Raw genomic sequence first — 16,839 nt, 5'->3', positions numbered from 1 at the left:
TTTCACTGACATTGAGATACATCACGATAATGCAATTCCATCTGTTAGTGATCAGCAATGCGCAATTGTTCTATTATACTTCACAAATCTAATAACAATGAGTATAGCGAATGTGGCATCAAAACAAACTCACGTTTACAAGTCGAAAGCGCGGCTTTCATCTCATCTCTGATGAAATTGAACAACAATTACCACAAATAGAGCAATATTCAGTAGGTATATTACACCTTTTTATCCAGCATACTTCAGCCAGCCTGACGATAAACGAAAATGCGGATCCTACGGTGCGTCATGATTTGGAGAAGCACTTCAACCAGTTTGTTCCAGAGCGTGCCCCCTACTATAAACATACTTATGAAGGGGATGATGATATGCCTGCCCACATAAAGGCTTCCATACTCGGCAACAGTGTGACAATTCCCATAAGGCAAGGTCGGTTAGCTTTAGGTACATGGCAGGGTATTTACTTAGGAGAACACCGAGATCATGCTGGACCACGGTGTATTGTTGCGACCATTCAAGGCGAGTAACCTTGCGAACAAAAGAGCATAGCCCTATCGCTGTGCTCCCCCATCACTTAGCCTTATAACACTTAAAACGGCTGATTAACCATAACGCTGAACAAACCCTCTTCTCCGCCAACGGCCATTTCAGTGCGGACAACAATGCCCTCGACTTGGAAACGTATGCCCGCTCCAACATTCCATTTTAGGTCCGTATGCAAGGTTTTTAAATTAAACTCATCAGCCACTCGACCTACGTCAACAAAGGCTACCCATTGCCACCAAGGCACATCATACCAATTAAAAACAGGGAGTGAGCCCAATGGTTGCCACTCTGGTAATACACGATATTCAGCACTATAGTGCACCGCCGATCGACCATGGAAACGTTCGCCCGAATAGCCACGCAGTCGATATAAGCCGCCAAGGGTAACTCCAGCGTATTCTGGCGGGCGCTGGCAAAGCCCATTATCACAATCATTCCAGGTTGGTGTATCCGCTAGATACATATCAAGTGCCAGTACTTGTTCTTGAAAAACACCCTTCCATTTACCCAAATCCAAGTAATTACTGTGCTCTAACTCGATTGTGCTCCACGTAGTGCCATCACTGGTTGAGGGCGAATGGGTTAAATCAACTTGAAATCGAGAACCTAATGTTGGGTTACGAACGTCATTCCGGTTATCCCAATCCAAACCGACACGAACTCCGGCTGTCGACTCCGGTATGTGAGCCGCTTCAGGAACATCCAGTGTACGGCGATGGTAAAACGGTTGGATTTTTAACGTAGTAATACCGCTGCTTACAGGAGTCGAGCCCTCGATAGTACGGTTCGGGTTCATGGCTGAACGAGCTCTATCATCTGAGGCCGAACCCCAAGGTAAGATATATCGCATGGTAAAGTTATAGCGGGCTTCTTCTCCATCGGTTTTAATCTTGTCATTATAGGAAGAATCGTTACCCCCTTGATCGCCTATATAGTAATCGTACCCAGCATATTTACCGTTATAGGCATCAAGCCCTAGCAACCATGCCTCACCTACTTGCAGATTGTTGTAGCTCAGGAAAGTAATACTACTGCCCTTATCTGAAACCAAACCAGAAAGAATCAAGCCAGTATTGGGCTGACCGATGCCTTTGATGATGCCTGCAGCTCCAACGGTAAGGCCTAAGGTTTGGGTAGAAAAGGCAAATGGCACAGCCGCTGTTTCAGGGATCCAGAGCGTCCAATCATTTCGAGCGCTTACGCCAACTGATGTAAAAAAGGCACTCACAAAGAGTACCCCTAATTTGACTAGTCGCTTTACTTGCATCGACTCTCTTCGCTATAAGTCATCTCTACGCGTGACGTTAATTTAGTCACCAATTCATAAGCGATGGTACCGATATGTTTGGCCACTTCTTCTGCGGGCAATGCATCGCCCCAAAGCGTGACTTCATCGCCGACACTGTCTTGGGCGTTCGGGCCTAAATCGACCGTTAACATGTCCATAGAGACTCGGCCTGATATTGGCACTCTACGCCCATTAACAAGCACTGGAGTGCCATTGGGTGCGGTTCGAGGGTAGCCATCGCCGTAACCAATCGCTATCACTCCAACGTTGGTGTCTCGTTCACTTGTCCATACACCACCATAACCAACACTTTCACCTTTCTTAACGCTTCGAACTGCGATGAGGTGAGAAGTTAAGGTCATCACCGGTTGGTAGCCAAGATCCCGGCCGCTCTTTTCTGAAAATGGAGAAACACCATACATAATAATGCCCGGTCTTACCCATTCAAACTGGCTGTCAGGCCAAGCCAGTAAACCTGAAGAAGCTGCAAGTGAACGCTCGCCTTTACAGCCATGAGTTAATTCAGAAAATAATTTAATTTGGTGCGGAGTAATGGGGTTTTCAATTTCATCAGCACTGCCAAAGTGGCTGATGTACTTTAGCGGTTTCGCGACACTCTTACATTGCTTAAGGCGTTCAACGAAATTTGTATATTCTTCTGGCCTAACACCAAGCCTATGCATGCCACTGTCGATTTTCACCCAAACAGTGACGGGAGTTTCTAGCTCCGTTTGCTCAAGTGCCGCTAGCTGTTCTTCACAATGCACCGCGGTTTGAATGTTATTCGTGACAAGAATGGGTAAGTCACCTGAAGAATAAAAGCCCTCCAGTAACAAAATCGGTTTCACAATTCCCGCTGCGCGTAACTGCAACGCTTCTTCTATGCGAGCAACACCAAAAGCATCCGCTCCGAATGCCGCTTTTGCAACGTGCTTTAAGCCATGACCATAACCGTTGGCTTTCACTACCGCCATGATTTTACTGCTTGGTGCTTGCAAACGAACTTGGCTCAGATTGTGTTTTAATGCATCCAAGTTGATGGTTGCGCAGGCCGCTTTCATATAACTCATATTGGTGCCTTTATTCATCGTCAAATGCAGGTCCTGCATAATTATCAAAGCGAGAGAACTGGCCTTGGAAAGTTAAGCGCACCGAACCGATAGGACCATTACGCTGCTTACCTAAGATAATTTCCGCGATGCCTTTTAATGCGCTATCAGGGTTGTAGACTTCGTCACGATAAATAAACATGATCAAATCGGCGTCTTGCTCGATAGCTCCTGACTCACGCAAGTCGGAGTTAATCGGGCGTTTATCTGCACGTTGTTCTAGGGAACGGTTAAGCTGAGACAGTGCCACAACCGGTACATTCAACTCTTTTGCCAGCGCTTTTAAAGAGCGCGATATTTCTGAAATCTCTAACGTACGGTTATCTTGCAAACCAGGCACGCGCATTAGTTGAAGGTAATCGACCATGATCATGCTTATGCCACCAGCATCACGAGCGACACGTCGCGCTCGAGAACGCAATTCTGTTGGTGTTAAACCAGAGCTGTCATCGATGTACATATTTTTCTTTTCCATGAGAACACCCATGGTGGCAGAAATTCGGGCCCAATCTTCATCATCAAGTTGACCGGTACGGATCTTAGTTTGGTCCACTCTCGATAACGACGCCAACATACGCATCATGAGCTGTTCTGCGGGCATCTCTAAGGAAAAGATAAGCACGGGTTTGTCTTGAGACATGGCGGCATTTTCACACAAGTTCATCGCAAAAGTGGTTTTACCCATAGATGGACGCGCCGCAACAATGATCAAATCCGAGCCTTGAAGGCCTGCCGTCTTTTTGTTCAAATCATTAAAGCCGGTCGTTACACCGGTTACACCATCTTGAGGCGTTTTATACAGTATTTCGATTCGCTCTAATGTTTTCTCTAGAATGCTATCAACGTTCTGAGGCCCTTCATTTTCGCTAGTGCGGTCTTCTGCAATAGCAAATACTTTACTCTCAGCGAGATCCAATAAATCTTCAGATGTACGGCCTTGAGGATCGTAACCTGCATCTGCGATTTCATTTGCGACGCCAATTAAACTACGAACCAGCGCCCGCTCTGCAACAATATCAGCATAGGCGTTAATGTTAGCGGCACTTGGGGTATTTTTAGCGAGATCCGCGAGATAAGCAAAACCACCGACATCATCAAGCTGCTCTCGCAATTCAAGGAACTCAGATAAGGTGATTAAATCGAGAGGATGGTTATCTTCAAGCAAAGTCCGAGCAGCCTCGAAGATAATACGATGAGGGCGACTGTAGAAGTCTTTCGCTAGCACTTTCTCAGATACAGAGTCCCAGCGCTCATTGTCCAATAATAGCCCACCAATTACCGATTGTTCAGCCTCCAAAGAATGGGGTGGAACCTTAATCGCATCAACTTGGTTATCTACTGGTTTTGTACTGCGCTGCTCGGACATTAGGGCACTCAAAAAACTAAATAATGACCGCTCATTATAGCGAAGATATTGATTTTGTAATCCATTGGAATCGAAAAATCCAAATTAACACTTCCCTGACGCAGGTAACATTAGTTATAACTACACTTCGATATACCATTATTAGATTTTGAGAGGTTTGAGTGTCCAAGTATTCACTGCTCACGCTAAGCATATTAGCGAGTACAGGGTTACAAGCTGAAGATACATTGGATACGGAAACCCAAACCCCTTCACCTCTTAAAACTGAAATTGAGTTCGGTTATCAATCACATACCGGCAACTCGGACACACAATCGATCAACGGACGATTGGAAGGAACCTACACATCCGGCCGTCATCGTCATTCTGGTCAATGGAAGTACTACAAGCTAGATAAAGACGGAGAAGAAGACAAGCACCAATCGAGCTATCAGGTACAAAGTGACTACAAGTTAGGCCCAAAAACCTATTTGTATGCCAACTTCAATGGCATCGATTCTAAATACAGCGCTTATTTTCGTGACTACACCTTCTCAGGTGGTGTTGGTTATCAATTTACCCATACCGACGCGTTCACGCTAGAATTAGAAATGGGACCTGGTTATCGACACCAAAAACCCAATCTAGATGAACTCGATGATGACGATTTGATTTTTCCAACCATAGTAGATGAGGTGATCATTCGTAGTAATCTAAGTGCGTCATGGCAGCTACTGCCTAATTTGGTGTTAGCTGGAGATGTCTCTATGGTGGGCGGTAAATCAAATACTCGCTGGGATACTGAGGTCAGCGCAACCAATAATATTACCGATCAGCTTTCACTGAAGATCAACTATTCGCTGCAATATCATGATTTAGTCCCCAACCCAGAACTCAGTCAATCTGATAGCGTTATTTCGGTCAATTTACTTTACGCGTTCTAGTTTTCGCCTTTCGCCTTTCGCCTTTCGCCTTTCGCCTTTCGCCTTTCGCCCAATTTTAGACATAAAAAAAGCTGGCACTAGGCCAGCTTTTCGAATTGCTTGATACTGAATTACTCAGCAGCAACAACTTGTAGTTTCGCAGTAGCAAAAACTTCAGAGTGAAGTTGGATGCTTACTTCGAATTCACCAGTGTTACGTAGAGCACCTTCAGGTAGGCGTACTTCGCTCTTAGCTACTGCAACACCTGCCGCTGTGATAGCGTCAGAGATGTCACGAGTACCGATAGAACCAAATAGTTTACCTTCGTCACCAGCTTTAGAAGCAATAACAACTGCTTCAAGAGCGCTAACTTGGTCAGCACGAGCTTGTGCAGCAGTCAGTTGCTCAGCAACTTTAGCTTCTAGCTCAGCACGACGTGCTTCAAACATTTCAACGTTAGCTTTAGTTGCCATTACTACTTTACCCTGTGGGATAAGGTAGTTACGAGCGTAACCAGATTTAACGTTCACTTGGTCGCCAAGGCCACCAAGGTTACCGATTTTATCAAGTAAAATAACTTGCATTATCTAAGTCCTCTTAAACTTTATTAAACTGCGACCAATTACTGATGCTTGTCAGTGTATGGAAGAAGTGCTAGGTAGCGAGAACGCTTGATAGCGCGAGCTAGTTGACGCTGATACTTAGCGCTTGTACCAGTGATACGGCTAGGTACAATTTTACCAGCTTCGGTGATGTAGTTTTTAAGAGTTGCTACGTCTTTGTAGTCAATCTCTGTTACGCCTTCTGCAGTGAAACGGCAGAATTTACGACGACGGAAGAAACGAGCCATGGGCTATCTCCTGATCTTAAATTTAATAATGATATTCACATAAACTTACTAGGTAGGTTTGTGTGAAGCACCTAAACGAGTGAGTTTTTCTAATTGGCTAAAGCCAAAAAAGAATTACTCAGCAGCCGCTTCTGGCTTAGATTCTGTACGCTCTGTACGCTCTTCACGACGAGGAGCACGCTCTGCACGCTCTTCTTTTTGCTTAAGCATAATAGATTGTTCAGTCACAGCGCCTTTAGTGCGCATGATCATGTTACGTAGAACTGCATCGTTGAAACGGAAAGCAGTTTCTAGCTCATCAATAACTTCTTGGCCAGCTTCAACGTTCATAAGAACGTAGTGAGCTTTGTGAAGTTTGTTGATTGGGTAAGCCATTTGACGGCGACCCCAGTCTTCTAGACGGTGGATAGTACCGCCAGCTTCAGTGATAGAACCAGTGTAACGCTCGATCATGCCAGCAACTTGCTCGCTTTGATCAGGGTGAACCATGAATACGATTTCGTAATGACGCATTTGGTTGCTCCTTACGGATTATTAGCTTCCACGAGTGGCCCGGTCGTCCAGAGGAAGCAAGGAACTAAAGAAAAATGACCAGGTTTTAAGGACGGCAAATATTATAGAAACAACATGAGATTGGCAAGCAATATTTGGTGAAGAATGAATCAATTTTTAATCACAAGGTTTGCAGTGCTTACTCAAGAGTACAGAGACGTTGGCGCAACGTTTCTCGTCTCTGACATTTCTGTATTCTTCTCTACAAAAAAACGCCCATCAACCGATGAGCGCCTTTAGTACTTCGCTTTTAGCTTTTAGTTCTTCGCCTTTAGCCCTTAGCCTTTCAAGCTTCTCTGCCTAACCGCTTCAAACAAACAAATGCCTGATGCTACAGAAACGTTCAAACTTGATACGCTGCCTGCCATAGGGATTTTGATCAGGTCATCACAGGTTTCACGAGTCAATCGACGCATGCCATCCCCCTCTGCACCCATCACAATCGCCAACGCTCCACCAGACAAGTTTGCTTGGTAAATATCATGCGTCGCTTCACCAGCAGTGCCGACAAACCACACGTGCTTTTCTTGCAAGGCACGCATCGTACGGGCCAAGTTGGTTACACGAACGAGTGGTACAGTTTCGGCTGCGCCACAAGCGACTTTGCTTACTGTAGGCGTCATCGGAGCTGATTTGTCTTTAGGCACGATAACCGCAGCGACACCAGCCGCATCCGCATTACGTAGACAAGCACCTAAATTATGCGGGTCTGTAACACCGTCTAACACTAATAGAAGTGGAGACTCATGCTTTGCTAGAATGTCGTCCAGATCTTGCTCTGTGAGCTGCTTAGCCGCTTTAACTCGCGCAATAATGCCTTGGTGGTTAGCACCACTGGCTTTGTCATCAAGAACCTTACGGCCCATTTGTTGAATAGACACGCCACATTGTTGCAGCTCGTTTAGCAAAGGTAATAGGCGATCATCTTGACGCCCTTTTAATACGTAAGCTTCAATAAAACGTGCCGGATCGTTCTCCAGCACGGCTTTTACGGCATGAATGCCATAAAGAAATTCGTTACTCATTTTCTATTCCTTTCGGACCATTATTACTTGCACTTGATTGGGCTTTTTTAGCACGAGCTTCTTTTCTGCGTGCTTTTGCCGCTGGGGACTTTCTCTTTTTCTTTTTCGGCTTACTGCCGGCATCAGTTGAACCGTCAGGTCGTTTTGTCGGCTCGACCATGGCTTTCGCTTTTGCTCCCGGCTTGCGTGACTTTACTGCCGCTTTCTTAGTAGTCGCGGCTTTTTTATCAGCTTCTGCTGCACGTTTCTTAGCCGTCTTACCTTTACCGCGTAGCTTACGGCTCGTTTCTTCTAATTCAAAATCAATTTGACGAGTCTCTAGGTTAACAGCCAGTACTTTAACTTTAACCGCATCACCTAAACGGTAGATGTTACCGAAGCTTTCACCGATAAGTCTTTGACCAATAGGATCAAATTGATAGTAATCGTTCGCCAAAGATGAAATGTGAACTAAACCATCAATGTGCAGTTCGGTTAATCTTACAAAGAAACCAAAACCCGTCACGTTGGCAATCACGCCATCGAGAACTTCACCGACATGATCTTGCATGTATTCACATTTGAGCCAATCAGATACTTCACGTGTCGCATCATCAGCTCGACGTTCGGTCATTGAACACTGCTCACCGAATACATCCATATCATCAAATGAATAATGATACCCCCCTGTTGGGGTCCAACGATCGGTATTTGTGCCCGCCTCTTTAGCAATCAAATATTTGATTGCACGATGAAGCAGTAAATCTGGATAACGACGAATTGGCGACGTAAAGTGCGCGTAGCGCTTCAATGCCAAGCCAAAGTGGCCAGCATTATCTGCGTTATATACCGCTTGCTTCATCGAGCGCAATAGCATGGTTTGAATCAGCTCTTTGTCCTGGCGTGCACCAATTTTCTTGATCAGCTCAGCATAATCAGTTGGCGTCGGAGAAAGCCCACCAGAGAGGTCTAAACCTAACTCACTCAAGAAGTCACGGAAGCCCACTAGCCTTTCTTCACCAGGGGATTCGTGTACACGAAACAACGCCGCTTCTTTCGCTTTTTCCACCAAAGACGCTGACGCGATGTTGGCCAAAATCATACATTCTTCAATGATTTTGTGTGCATCGTTACGAATCACAGCTTCAATACGGTCAATTTTTCGATCGGCATTAAAGATGAATTTCGCTTCAACAGTTTCAAACTCAATAGCGCCGCGATCATCACGAGCACTCTTGAGTACTTTATACATTTTATGCAGCTCTTCTAGGTGGCCAACAACGGGCTTATAACGCTCACGAAGTTCTTCATTACCATCTAGGATGTCGCCAACTTTGTTATAAGTCAGACGAGCATGAGAGTTCATTACGGCTTCATAATGCTTGTAGCCTGACAACTTACCTGTAGCTGAAATGGTCATCTCACAAACCATACACAAGCGATCAACTTGAGGGTTCAATGAACACAATCCGTTAGATAAAACTTCCGGCAGCATAGGCACAACTTGAGACGGGAAGTAGACAGAGTTACCACGGTTAATGGCTTCTTTATCTAGTGCGCTGTCTGGGCGAACGTAATAGCTCACATCAGCAATCGCAACCCATAAACGCCATCCACCGCTTTTTTTCGCTTCACAGAATACCGCATCATCAAAGTCACGGGCGTCTTCGCCATCGATAGTGACCAGAGGAAGGTCGCGTAAATCTACACGTCCTTTCTTCGCTTCTTCTGGGACTTCTTCTTTGAGATCTTCAATTTGTTTGTCGACTTCAATTGGCCAAACATTAGGGATCTGATGGGTACGAATGGCAATTTGTGTTTCCATACCTGGCGCCATGTTTTCGCCCAATACTTCAACAACCTTACCCATCATGCCTCGGGATCGAGTGCCTCTGTCGGTAATTTCAATCACAACGACATTCCCCATACGAGCACCACCCTTATGCTCATTTGGGATCATGATGTCATGACAAATTCGGGAATCATCCGCCACTACAAAGGAGTGATCGTATTCTAAGAAGAATCGACCAACAATTTGGCTATTTCGGGCTTCTAATACTCGAACTAAACGCCCTTCTTTACGACCTCGTTTATCCTTTCCTGTCGCTTGAACAAGAACGAAATCGCCATGAATAATTGAACGCATTTGGTGATGAGGTAGCAATATGTCGTTGTCTTTACCAACACTCCCCTCAGGGCGAACCCAGCCATGACCATCTTTATGGCCAATAACATACCCTTTAATGAGTTCGAGCTTTTCTGGCAGTGCATAACATTGACGACGAGTAAATACGAGTTGACCGTCGCGCTCCATCGCGCGAAGGCGACGTCTTAGTCCTTCGTATTGTTCTTCACCAGATAAACCCAGCACCTCAAACAAGTCATTACGATTCATTGGTACATTTTGTTGAGTCAAAAACTCGGTAATGTACTCTCGACTTGGTACTGGATTCTCATATTTTTTGGATTCACGATCAGCATGTGGATCGTTATGGGTGTTGTCGGACATAAGCAAGGCCTGCTAAGGAAAGGATATGTCGCTTAGTATAACTAAATCTGGCAGTTATCGACAGGACAAGCAGACAAGTAGATCAGTTATTATCAAAAAGTAATGGAACGAGTTCGCTATTATCCTTAATCATATCCGCCAAGGTGCACTTATTCAGCTCAGCAAGAAATGCACGTTTAGCATTGTCCAAATGCAGTTTAAGACGACAAGCGGGAGTAATGTGGCAAAAATCGGGGGAGCAGTTCACCACCTGTAATGGCTCAATGTCACGTACAACCTCACCAATCACGATAGAGTCAGCAGGCATACCTAAACGTATTCCGCCATTTTTGCCGCGTACTGTTTTCACATAACCAAGTTGCCCAAGCTTATTGATGATCTTAATCATGTGATTTTTGGATACGCCAAAGGTATCGCTGACGACCTGAATACTCGTCAATTCACCTTCGGGAAGTGAAGCTAAGTAAATCAAAGCGCGAATACCATAATCGGTGAAATTGGTTAGTTGCATATTTTTCCCTCAGTTGTCCTGTTTAGTGTAAATCTTCCATTGACCAAAAGATATATTTTAGATACAACTTATAACATACATTATAAATACAACTTTCAAAAAGGAAGTCAAATGCTCAGCAATTCAACCATAAATATCGTCAAGTCTACTGCTCCACTCATTGCAGAAACTGGCCCCAAATTAACGGCTCATTTTTATGACAGGATGTTTGCCCACCACCCAGAACTTAAAGATATTTTTAACCTCACCCACCAAGATTCAGGCAGCCAACGAGAGGCGCTATTTAATGCGATTCACGGTTATGCCGCTAATATAGACAATATTGAAGTCCTCCTCCCTGTGGTAGAGAAAATAGCCCAGAAGCACACTAGTTTTAATATTACCGCAGAGCAATATCAAATCGTTGGAAGCCATTTATTAGCCACCATTGATGAATTATTCTCACCAGGCCAGCCCGTATTGGATGCATGGGGAGAAGCTTATGGTCTTCTTGCACAAGTCTTTATAGATCGCGAAGAAGCCATCTATCAAGAAACGGAAAGCCAACAAGGCGGCTGGCGTGGCACGCGTGAGTTCAAATTGGTATCGAAAATAGTAGAAAGCGACGTGATCACCAGCTTTACGTTTGAACCTGTTGATGGCGAAGCCGTCGTTGGTTACAAGCCAGGACAATACCTAGGTATTTACTTGTCTCCTGAGCAATTTGATAATCAAGAGATTCGTCAATACAGTCTTTCTGATGCACCGAACGGCCAAAGCTACCGCATTTCAGTGAAAAAGGAATCGTTAGGTGTCGTTTCTAAATACTTACACGATGTACTTTCGGTAGGTGATGTTGTCAAACTGGCACCACCAAGTGGTGATTTCTTCTTTAACAGTGAAGAAACGTCCCCGATTGCGCTTATTTCTGGTGGTGTGGGCATTACGCCAATGATGGCGATGTTAGAAAGCATAAAAGCAAGCCACCAAGCGCCTATCCACTGGTTGCACGCAACCGACAACGCACAGCACCATGGTTTTAAGCAGCACCTGCAAGCTCTCGAAGAGACACACTCTTTAGTAACTTCTCATACTTGGTATCGAGAGGGTGATGACGCCAATGTGCATTCTGGTTTAATGGTTCTTTCGCAAATAGAGAGCTCTATCGATTGGCAAGCAACGCAATTCTACCTGTGTGGGCCAGTTGTTTTCATGCAGTCTATCGCGAAGCAACTGCTCAATTTAGGCGCCAAAGAAGATCAAATTCACTACGAGTGTTTTGGTCCTCACAAAGTGCTTTAGTTACCATAATGGCTAACAAAAAATGCCTCACTAATTAGTGAGGCATTTTTTCGACTTTCTTTGTACTACGGCTATGTTTTTACTGCGACTACAACAGTTAACTACAATTATGTACTTACGGCTATCTAAGCCTAATTACCAGAAATCGGAACGGCGTTTGGCTCTGGCAATAATATTCTGAGGCATGCGCATTTCTAGGCCTTGCCGGAGCATGGTAATTCGTCGATGTCGTCTTTTGTCTGGTGTCACTGAGTTATACAACCAGCGATACGCATCTTCATAGTCCAATGGGCTGCCGTAATCACGTAAGAGCAATTCTGCCAGGTGGATTCTTGCATCCAAATTCCCCATTGACGCCGCTTCTCGTAAGTAAGGGATCGCTCGCTCTTTGTCTTGTTGAACTAACGTACCACGTGAGTAATAACGCCCGACTTGCTCTAATGCAACCGGTAAGCCCTGATGAGCAGCGTTTTCCATGTAGTAGAGCCCAAGCTCAACATCACGATCGACACACACTCCCCACGCTAGCATGTCACCATAGAGAAACTCGTAAGCTGGCAAGCTAATCCGCGTTGCCCTAGCCACAATATCTTCTACTAGCTGACAGCCGTCAGCCTGCACACGTTCAAGATGCTTGTTGTCTTCGATTAAATTTATCAGTTCAGCTTCCGTATAGACAGGAATTGGACCACCTATGCTCTCGTCAGCTTGAACCAAACTAACGCGGGAACACAGTGCCAATACCAACGAAGCTGCAACAGCTCGTAGTTTCATAGTCGCACTCTTTATTCATACCGTGCTTTTTTATCGGCAAATGTTGCTACCTCTTTAGACAATTATTGCCGATATCTGGCAATATTTTGCCAGATGACGAATAAAAAGTAACCGGAAAAGACATAAAAAAAGCCGACTCATTGAGTCGGCTTCTATATAACCTTTAAAGATCAGCCCATTATGAATTAAATGGGTGAACCTTGATGATGGTTTCGTTACGGTCAGGACCTGTAGAAACGATATCAATTGGCACGCCTGTTAACTCTTCGATACGCTTGATGTAATCAAGAGCAGCTTGAGGCAATGCATCAATAGAAGTCGCACCGAACGTATTGTCAGTCCAACCAGGCATTGTTTCGTAGATTGGCGTTGCTTCTTCAAAAGATTCAGCAGCCATTGGCGAAACTTCTAAAATAGAGCCATCTTTCATCTTGTAACCAGTACAGATTTTTAGCTCTTCTAGGCCATCAAGTACATCTAACTTAGTCAGGCAGAAACCTGAGATAGAGTTAATTTGTACCGCACGACGCATAGCAACAGCATCAAACCAACCGGTACGACGTAAACGACCTGTTGTTGCGCCAAACTCTTGGCCAACATCGCCCAAGTGCTTACCGATTGGGTCTTGCTTATCTAGACCATCGTACAACTCAGTCGGGAATGGACCTGAACCAACACGAGTACAGTAAGCCTTAGTAATACCAAGGATGTAACCAATGTGACGAGGACCAAAACCAGAACCAGCAGCAACGCCACCAGCGGTTGTGTTTGAAGACGTAACGTACGGGTAAGTACCGTGGTCGATGTCTAGAAGCGTACCTTGAGCACCTTCAAACATGATCTTGTCGCCACGCTTACGTGCTGCGTCAAGTTCATCAGTAACATCGATAACCATAGAAGTCAGTAGGTCAGCATAGCTCATCGCTTGCTCTAGAACTTCTTCGTAGCTTACTGTGTCTACTTTGTAGAAATGCTCAAGTTGGAAGTTATGGAATTCCATCACTTTTTTAAGCTTCTCTGCGAATGCTTCTCTGTCGAAAAGGTCGCCAACGCGAAGACCGCGACGAGCAACTTTATCTTCATACGCAGGACCGATACCACGACCGGTAGTACCAATTGCTTTTTTACCAAGAGCGACTTCACGCGCTTGGTCAATAGCAACATGGTAAGGAAGAATTAGAGGACATGCTTCAGAAATGAAAAGACGCTCGCTAACTGGGATGCCACGTTCTTCTAGAGGTTTCATTTCTTTCAATAGTGCATCTGGAGACAGAACAACACCATTACCGATAACGCATTTCACGTTATTGCGAAGAATACCTGATGGAATCAAATGAAGAACGGTTTTTTCGCCATCAATGACAAGAGTGTGGCCAGCATTGTGACCGCCTTGATAGCGAACCACGTATTTTGCATCTTCAGTTAAAAGGTCTACTATTTTACCTTTACCTTCGTCACCCCATTGGGTGCCTAGAACGACTACGTTATTACTCATCTTTCCAATCTGATTGCTAGTTAAAAAAGGATTCTAGCACCGAATCAGTTCTCTTGCAGTTATTTTTTAACCGTGAAAGTAAAACACTTTGGTAAACAATTGAGAGGTAAAGAATAAAAAACAGCGTAAGTGACTAGAAAGTAATCTCCTCACAATAACTTGGGCTATATGGGGCCAATTAACTAGAGAAAATGGCCCAATAATCAAAGAGTATTACGCAATAATGCCACGAGCACGTAAGCCGTTTAAGCATAGCGCCACCAGCTCATCGATACTCTTTTCCCCTGCTGGCAAATCCAACTCGGCATTCAGCGGCGCTTCGTATTCTGAGTCTATCCCCGTGAAGTTGCTGATTTCCCCTGCCCGTGCTTTCTTATATAACCCTTTAGGATCTCGCTGCTCACACACATCCAGTGGCGCGTTGACAAACACTTCTAAGAACTCCCCCTCAGGCAGCATTTCTCTGACCATCTCTCTTTCAGCTCGATGGGGGGAAATAAATGCCGATAATACAATCAAGCCTGCGTCCGCCATCAATTTGGAAAGCTCTCCAATACGGCGGATGTTTTCACGACGATCTTGCGAAGAAAAACCAAGATCACGGCAAAGCCCATGACGAACGTTATCCCCATCAAGTAAATAAGTGTGGTATCCCAACTCAGCCAGCTTTACTTCTAAAGCGCCTGCTACTGTTGATTTTCCCGCACCAGAAAGCCCGGTAAACCACAATACAGCCGGTTTTTGTTGCTTTTGTTGCGCACGTGATGCTTTGGTAACGGCATGCTGGTGCCATACTACGTTTTCATCTTTAACTCTGCTTGCCGTTGTCATCTATAAACGTCCTTGTTCAATTGATCATCCGATCAATAAGGGAAAAAGTAAGGGATCAGCGTCAGAACCAAAACGGAATAAACCACGGATATGGGTAGCCCCACCCGTAAATAGTCAGTAATGTGATAATTACCTACGCTGTACACCAATAAATTGGTTTGATAGCCATAAGGGGAAATAAAACTCGCACTGGCTCCAAACAACACCGCCATGATGAAAGGCATAGGATCGACGCCATAGCCTATAGCCATGCTGTAGCCGATAGGAAACGCTAGAGCCGCCGCAGCATTGTTCGTTACCAACTCAGTGAGGACCAAGGTTAATAAATAGGTCGCCACTAATGCACCAAAGACGCCCCAGCCATTAAACGCTTCAATGAACATATCGCCCATCTTCACTGACAGACCAGAGGAAATCATCAACTGGGCAATGGTTAATGCACTTCCTACGATCACCACGATGTCGATAGGAAAACGGCGTCTGAGTTCGGAAATTTTTACGATACCAAATGCCAGTAGTAACAAGAGATATCCAGATAAGCCTTTAATAAGCGGAGTCACTTCAGTTAGCGCTAAACCAATCACAGAAACAAAGCCCAGCATAACCAATAACGATTTATTGCGGTCTAGCTTCGCACTGGAGTCCAAGTCGTTGACCAACACAAATTCACGAGCATGAGCTTGTCTTTCGCTTTCAAAGCGCTTGCCTGGTACTAATACTAATGTATCCCCAGCGGTGAGCTGAATGTTTCCCAAGCCACCCTCTAGTCGCTCATGGCCTCGACGAATCGCCACAACCACAGCGTCAAAACGGTCTCGGAACTGGCTAGACTTTAAGGTTTTATTACGAATAGAAGCCGACGAGCTAACGACCACTTCTACAAAACTTTGACCATTAAGGTGATGCTGGCCAAACAGCGTAAGTCCTTTGATTTCTTGCAACGTGGTGACACTTTCGACGTCACCACAAAAAAGCAAGCGATCGCCCGCCCCTAATACAAAGTCGGGATCCACTGATGGCATGGTTTGACCATTACGGATCACTTCCGCCAAAAAGAGTTTTCTTAGGGCGCGAAGATTATTTTGTGCGATGGTTTTTCCAACCAAAGGCGATCCGCTCTCGACTCTGGCTTCTAAAAAATAAGGCAGATCATTTTGGGAATGATCATCGTTGCTTGGTAATAGGTAACTTAATGGGATCAGCACCAACATGCCACCAAATAACACCGCTAAACCGATCATGGTTGGAGCAAAAAAACCCAAACTTGGTAAGCCTGCGTCTTCAACAAAGCTGTTGATGATCAAGTTCGTCGAAGTGCCGATCAAGGTTAAGGTTCCACCAAGAATCGCCGCATAGCTCAATGGCAATAACAAGCGCGATGGTGAGTGTTGTTGGTTACGCTTTATCGCCCCAATTAAAGACACCACAACCGCGGTATTGTTGGTAAATGAAGAAAGAAATGCAGTAGAAAATCCCAGCTTAGCTACAGCCGTTCCTAAACGTCCACCAGATACGTGTTGCCCAACCCAGCTAATCAGTTGAGTTTTCTCCAACGCACAGGAGGCAAGAATCAAGAGAACCAACGTCAGAAGCGAAGAGTTGGTAAAATTCGTTGTAATCGTCGAGAGATCACTTAATCCTGCCATAAAGGCACAAAAAGCGGCACCAGCAAAAATAAAGCTCGGTTTTATTTTGGTCGCAACTAGGCAGGCAATAATGGCAAGCAGAACCGCTAGTACAAATCCTTGTTCCCATATCATTGGCGTATCCTAGTTAATCGAGTAGAAGCATAATGCTTAAGAAGTATGGGGAGCGTGC

The 16,839-nt window shown here is 44.9% G+C and carries 17 protein-coding genes; 4 read left to right on the top strand and 13 right to left on the bottom strand.

Translation table 11 applies throughout. The features are described 5' to 3' along the window. The first annotated feature begins 110 nt into the window (after positions 1-110). Positions 111-530, top strand: a complete 420-nt coding sequence (locus QWZ04_RS01835; protein ID WP_290324386.1) for a secondary thiamine-phosphate synthase enzyme YjbQ — start codon at positions 111-113, stop codon at positions 528-530. A 62-nt stretch (positions 531-592) separates the two neighbouring features. Here QWZ04_RS01835 and QWZ04_RS01830 read toward each other — a convergent pair whose 3' ends face one another. Genes QWZ04_RS01830 through QWZ04_RS01820 form a run of 3 tightly spaced genes read right to left on the bottom strand, consistent with a single transcriptional unit; the run spans position 593 to position 4,312 of the window. Continuing rightward, positions 593-1,816, bottom strand: a complete 1,224-nt coding sequence (locus QWZ04_RS01830; RefSeq protein WP_290324385.1) for a BamA/TamA family outer membrane protein — start codon at positions 1,814-1,816, stop codon at positions 593-595. Then, entirely contained in the window at positions 1,807-2,907 is a 1,101-nt protein-coding gene (gene alr, locus QWZ04_RS01825) for an alanine racemase (protein ID WP_290324384.1), read from the bottom strand. Before alr ends, QWZ04_RS01830 begins: the two co-directional genes overlap by 10 nt. A gap of 10 nt (positions 2,908-2,917) precedes the next feature. Next, entirely contained in the window at positions 2,918-4,312 is a 1,395-nt protein-coding gene (locus QWZ04_RS01820; RefSeq protein WP_102523160.1) for a replicative DNA helicase, read from the bottom strand. Between the two features lie 161 nt (positions 4,313-4,473). On the opposite strand from QWZ04_RS01820, the gene QWZ04_RS01815 reads away from it, so the two are divergent. Further along, entirely contained in the window at positions 4,474-5,235 is a 762-nt protein-coding gene (locus QWZ04_RS01815; RefSeq protein ID WP_290324381.1) for a DUF481 domain-containing protein, read from the top strand. A 110-nt stretch (positions 5,236-5,345) separates the two neighbouring features. On the opposite strand, the gene rplI is transcribed toward QWZ04_RS01815, so the two are convergent. From rplI to rpsF, 3 genes are all read right to left on the bottom strand, one after another. Beyond that, positions 5,346-5,798 carry a 50S ribosomal protein L9 gene (gene rplI / locus QWZ04_RS01810; protein ID WP_290324379.1) on the bottom strand — a complete coding sequence of 151 codons (453 nt, stop codon included), beginning with the start codon at positions 5,796-5,798 and terminating at the stop codon, positions 5,346-5,348. A gap of 38 nt (positions 5,799-5,836) precedes the next feature. Beyond that, positions 5,837-6,064 carry a 30S ribosomal protein S18 gene (gene rpsR, locus QWZ04_RS01805; protein ID WP_102523163.1) on the bottom strand — a complete coding sequence of 76 codons (228 nt, stop codon included), beginning with the start codon at positions 6,062-6,064 and terminating at the stop codon, positions 5,837-5,839. Between the two features lie 114 nt (positions 6,065-6,178). Continuing rightward, positions 6,179-6,577 carry a 30S ribosomal protein S6 gene (gene rpsF / locus QWZ04_RS01800; RefSeq protein WP_102523164.1) on the bottom strand — a complete coding sequence of 133 codons (399 nt, stop codon included), beginning with the start codon at positions 6,575-6,577 and terminating at the stop codon, positions 6,179-6,181. A 144-nt stretch (positions 6,578-6,721) separates the two neighbouring features. Between rpsF and QWZ04_RS01795 the strand changes: the two genes are divergently transcribed. Continuing rightward, positions 6,722-6,856 (top strand): hypothetical protein, encoded by a 135-nt coding sequence (locus QWZ04_RS01795; RefSeq protein WP_290324375.1) that lies wholly within the window; start codon positions 6,722-6,724, stop codon positions 6,854-6,856. 38 nt (positions 6,857-6,894) lie between these two features. Here QWZ04_RS01795 and rlmB read toward each other — a convergent pair whose 3' ends face one another. The 3 genes from rlmB to nsrR form a co-directional block, all read right to left on the bottom strand. After that, complete coding sequence (gene rlmB, locus QWZ04_RS01790) at positions 6,895-7,641, bottom strand: 23S rRNA (guanosine(2251)-2'-O)-methyltransferase RlmB (protein ID WP_290324374.1); 747 nt, start codon at positions 7,639-7,641, stop codon at positions 6,895-6,897. Continuing rightward, positions 7,634-10,129 carry a ribonuclease R gene (rnr, locus tag QWZ04_RS01785; protein WP_290324373.1) on the bottom strand — a complete coding sequence of 832 codons (2,496 nt, stop codon included), beginning with the start codon at positions 10,127-10,129 and terminating at the stop codon, positions 7,634-7,636. Before rnr ends, rlmB begins: the two co-directional genes overlap by 8 nt. An 82-nt stretch (positions 10,130-10,211) precedes the next feature. Then, positions 10,212-10,640 carry a nitric oxide-sensing transcriptional repressor NsrR gene (nsrR, locus tag QWZ04_RS01780; protein ID WP_290324372.1) on the bottom strand — a complete coding sequence of 143 codons (429 nt, stop codon included), beginning with the start codon at positions 10,638-10,640 and terminating at the stop codon, positions 10,212-10,214. A 111-nt stretch (positions 10,641-10,751) separates the two neighbouring features. Between nsrR and hmpA the strand changes: the two genes are divergently transcribed. After that, positions 10,752-11,921: an NO-inducible flavohemoprotein gene (gene hmpA / locus QWZ04_RS01775; RefSeq protein ID WP_290324371.1), complete on the top strand. Its 1,170-nt coding sequence runs from the start codon at positions 10,752-10,754 to the stop codon at positions 11,919-11,921. A gap of 135 nt (positions 11,922-12,056) precedes the next feature. Here the strand turns inward: hmpA and motX are convergent, their stop codons facing one another. The 4 genes from motX to QWZ04_RS01755 form a co-directional block, all read right to left on the bottom strand. After that, positions 12,057-12,695 carry a flagellar protein MotX gene (gene motX, locus QWZ04_RS01770; protein ID WP_102523170.1) on the bottom strand — a complete coding sequence of 213 codons (639 nt, stop codon included), beginning with the start codon at positions 12,693-12,695 and terminating at the stop codon, positions 12,057-12,059. 178 nt (positions 12,696-12,873) lie between these two features. Continuing rightward, positions 12,874-14,190, bottom strand: a complete 1,317-nt coding sequence (locus QWZ04_RS01765; RefSeq protein WP_290324370.1) for an adenylosuccinate synthase — start codon at positions 14,188-14,190, stop codon at positions 12,874-12,876. Between the two features lie 213 nt (positions 14,191-14,403). Beyond that, positions 14,404-15,021 carry an adenylyl-sulfate kinase gene (cysC, locus tag QWZ04_RS01760; protein WP_290324369.1) on the bottom strand — a complete coding sequence of 206 codons (618 nt, stop codon included), beginning with the start codon at positions 15,019-15,021 and terminating at the stop codon, positions 14,404-14,406. 32 nt (positions 15,022-15,053) lie between these two features. Then, positions 15,054-16,778, bottom strand: a complete 1,725-nt coding sequence (locus QWZ04_RS01755; RefSeq protein WP_290324416.1) for an SLC13 family permease — start codon at positions 16,776-16,778, stop codon at positions 15,054-15,056. Positions 16,779-16,839: the final 61 nt, after the last annotated feature.

Source organism: Vibrio tapetis subsp. quintayensis, assembly GCF_030409945.1.
Taxonomy (GTDB): Bacteria; Pseudomonadota; Gammaproteobacteria; order Enterobacterales; family Vibrionaceae; genus Vibrio; species Vibrio quintayensis.
Note: the sequence above shows the minus strand (reverse complement) of the source record. Positions and strands in the feature narration are given on the sequence as shown.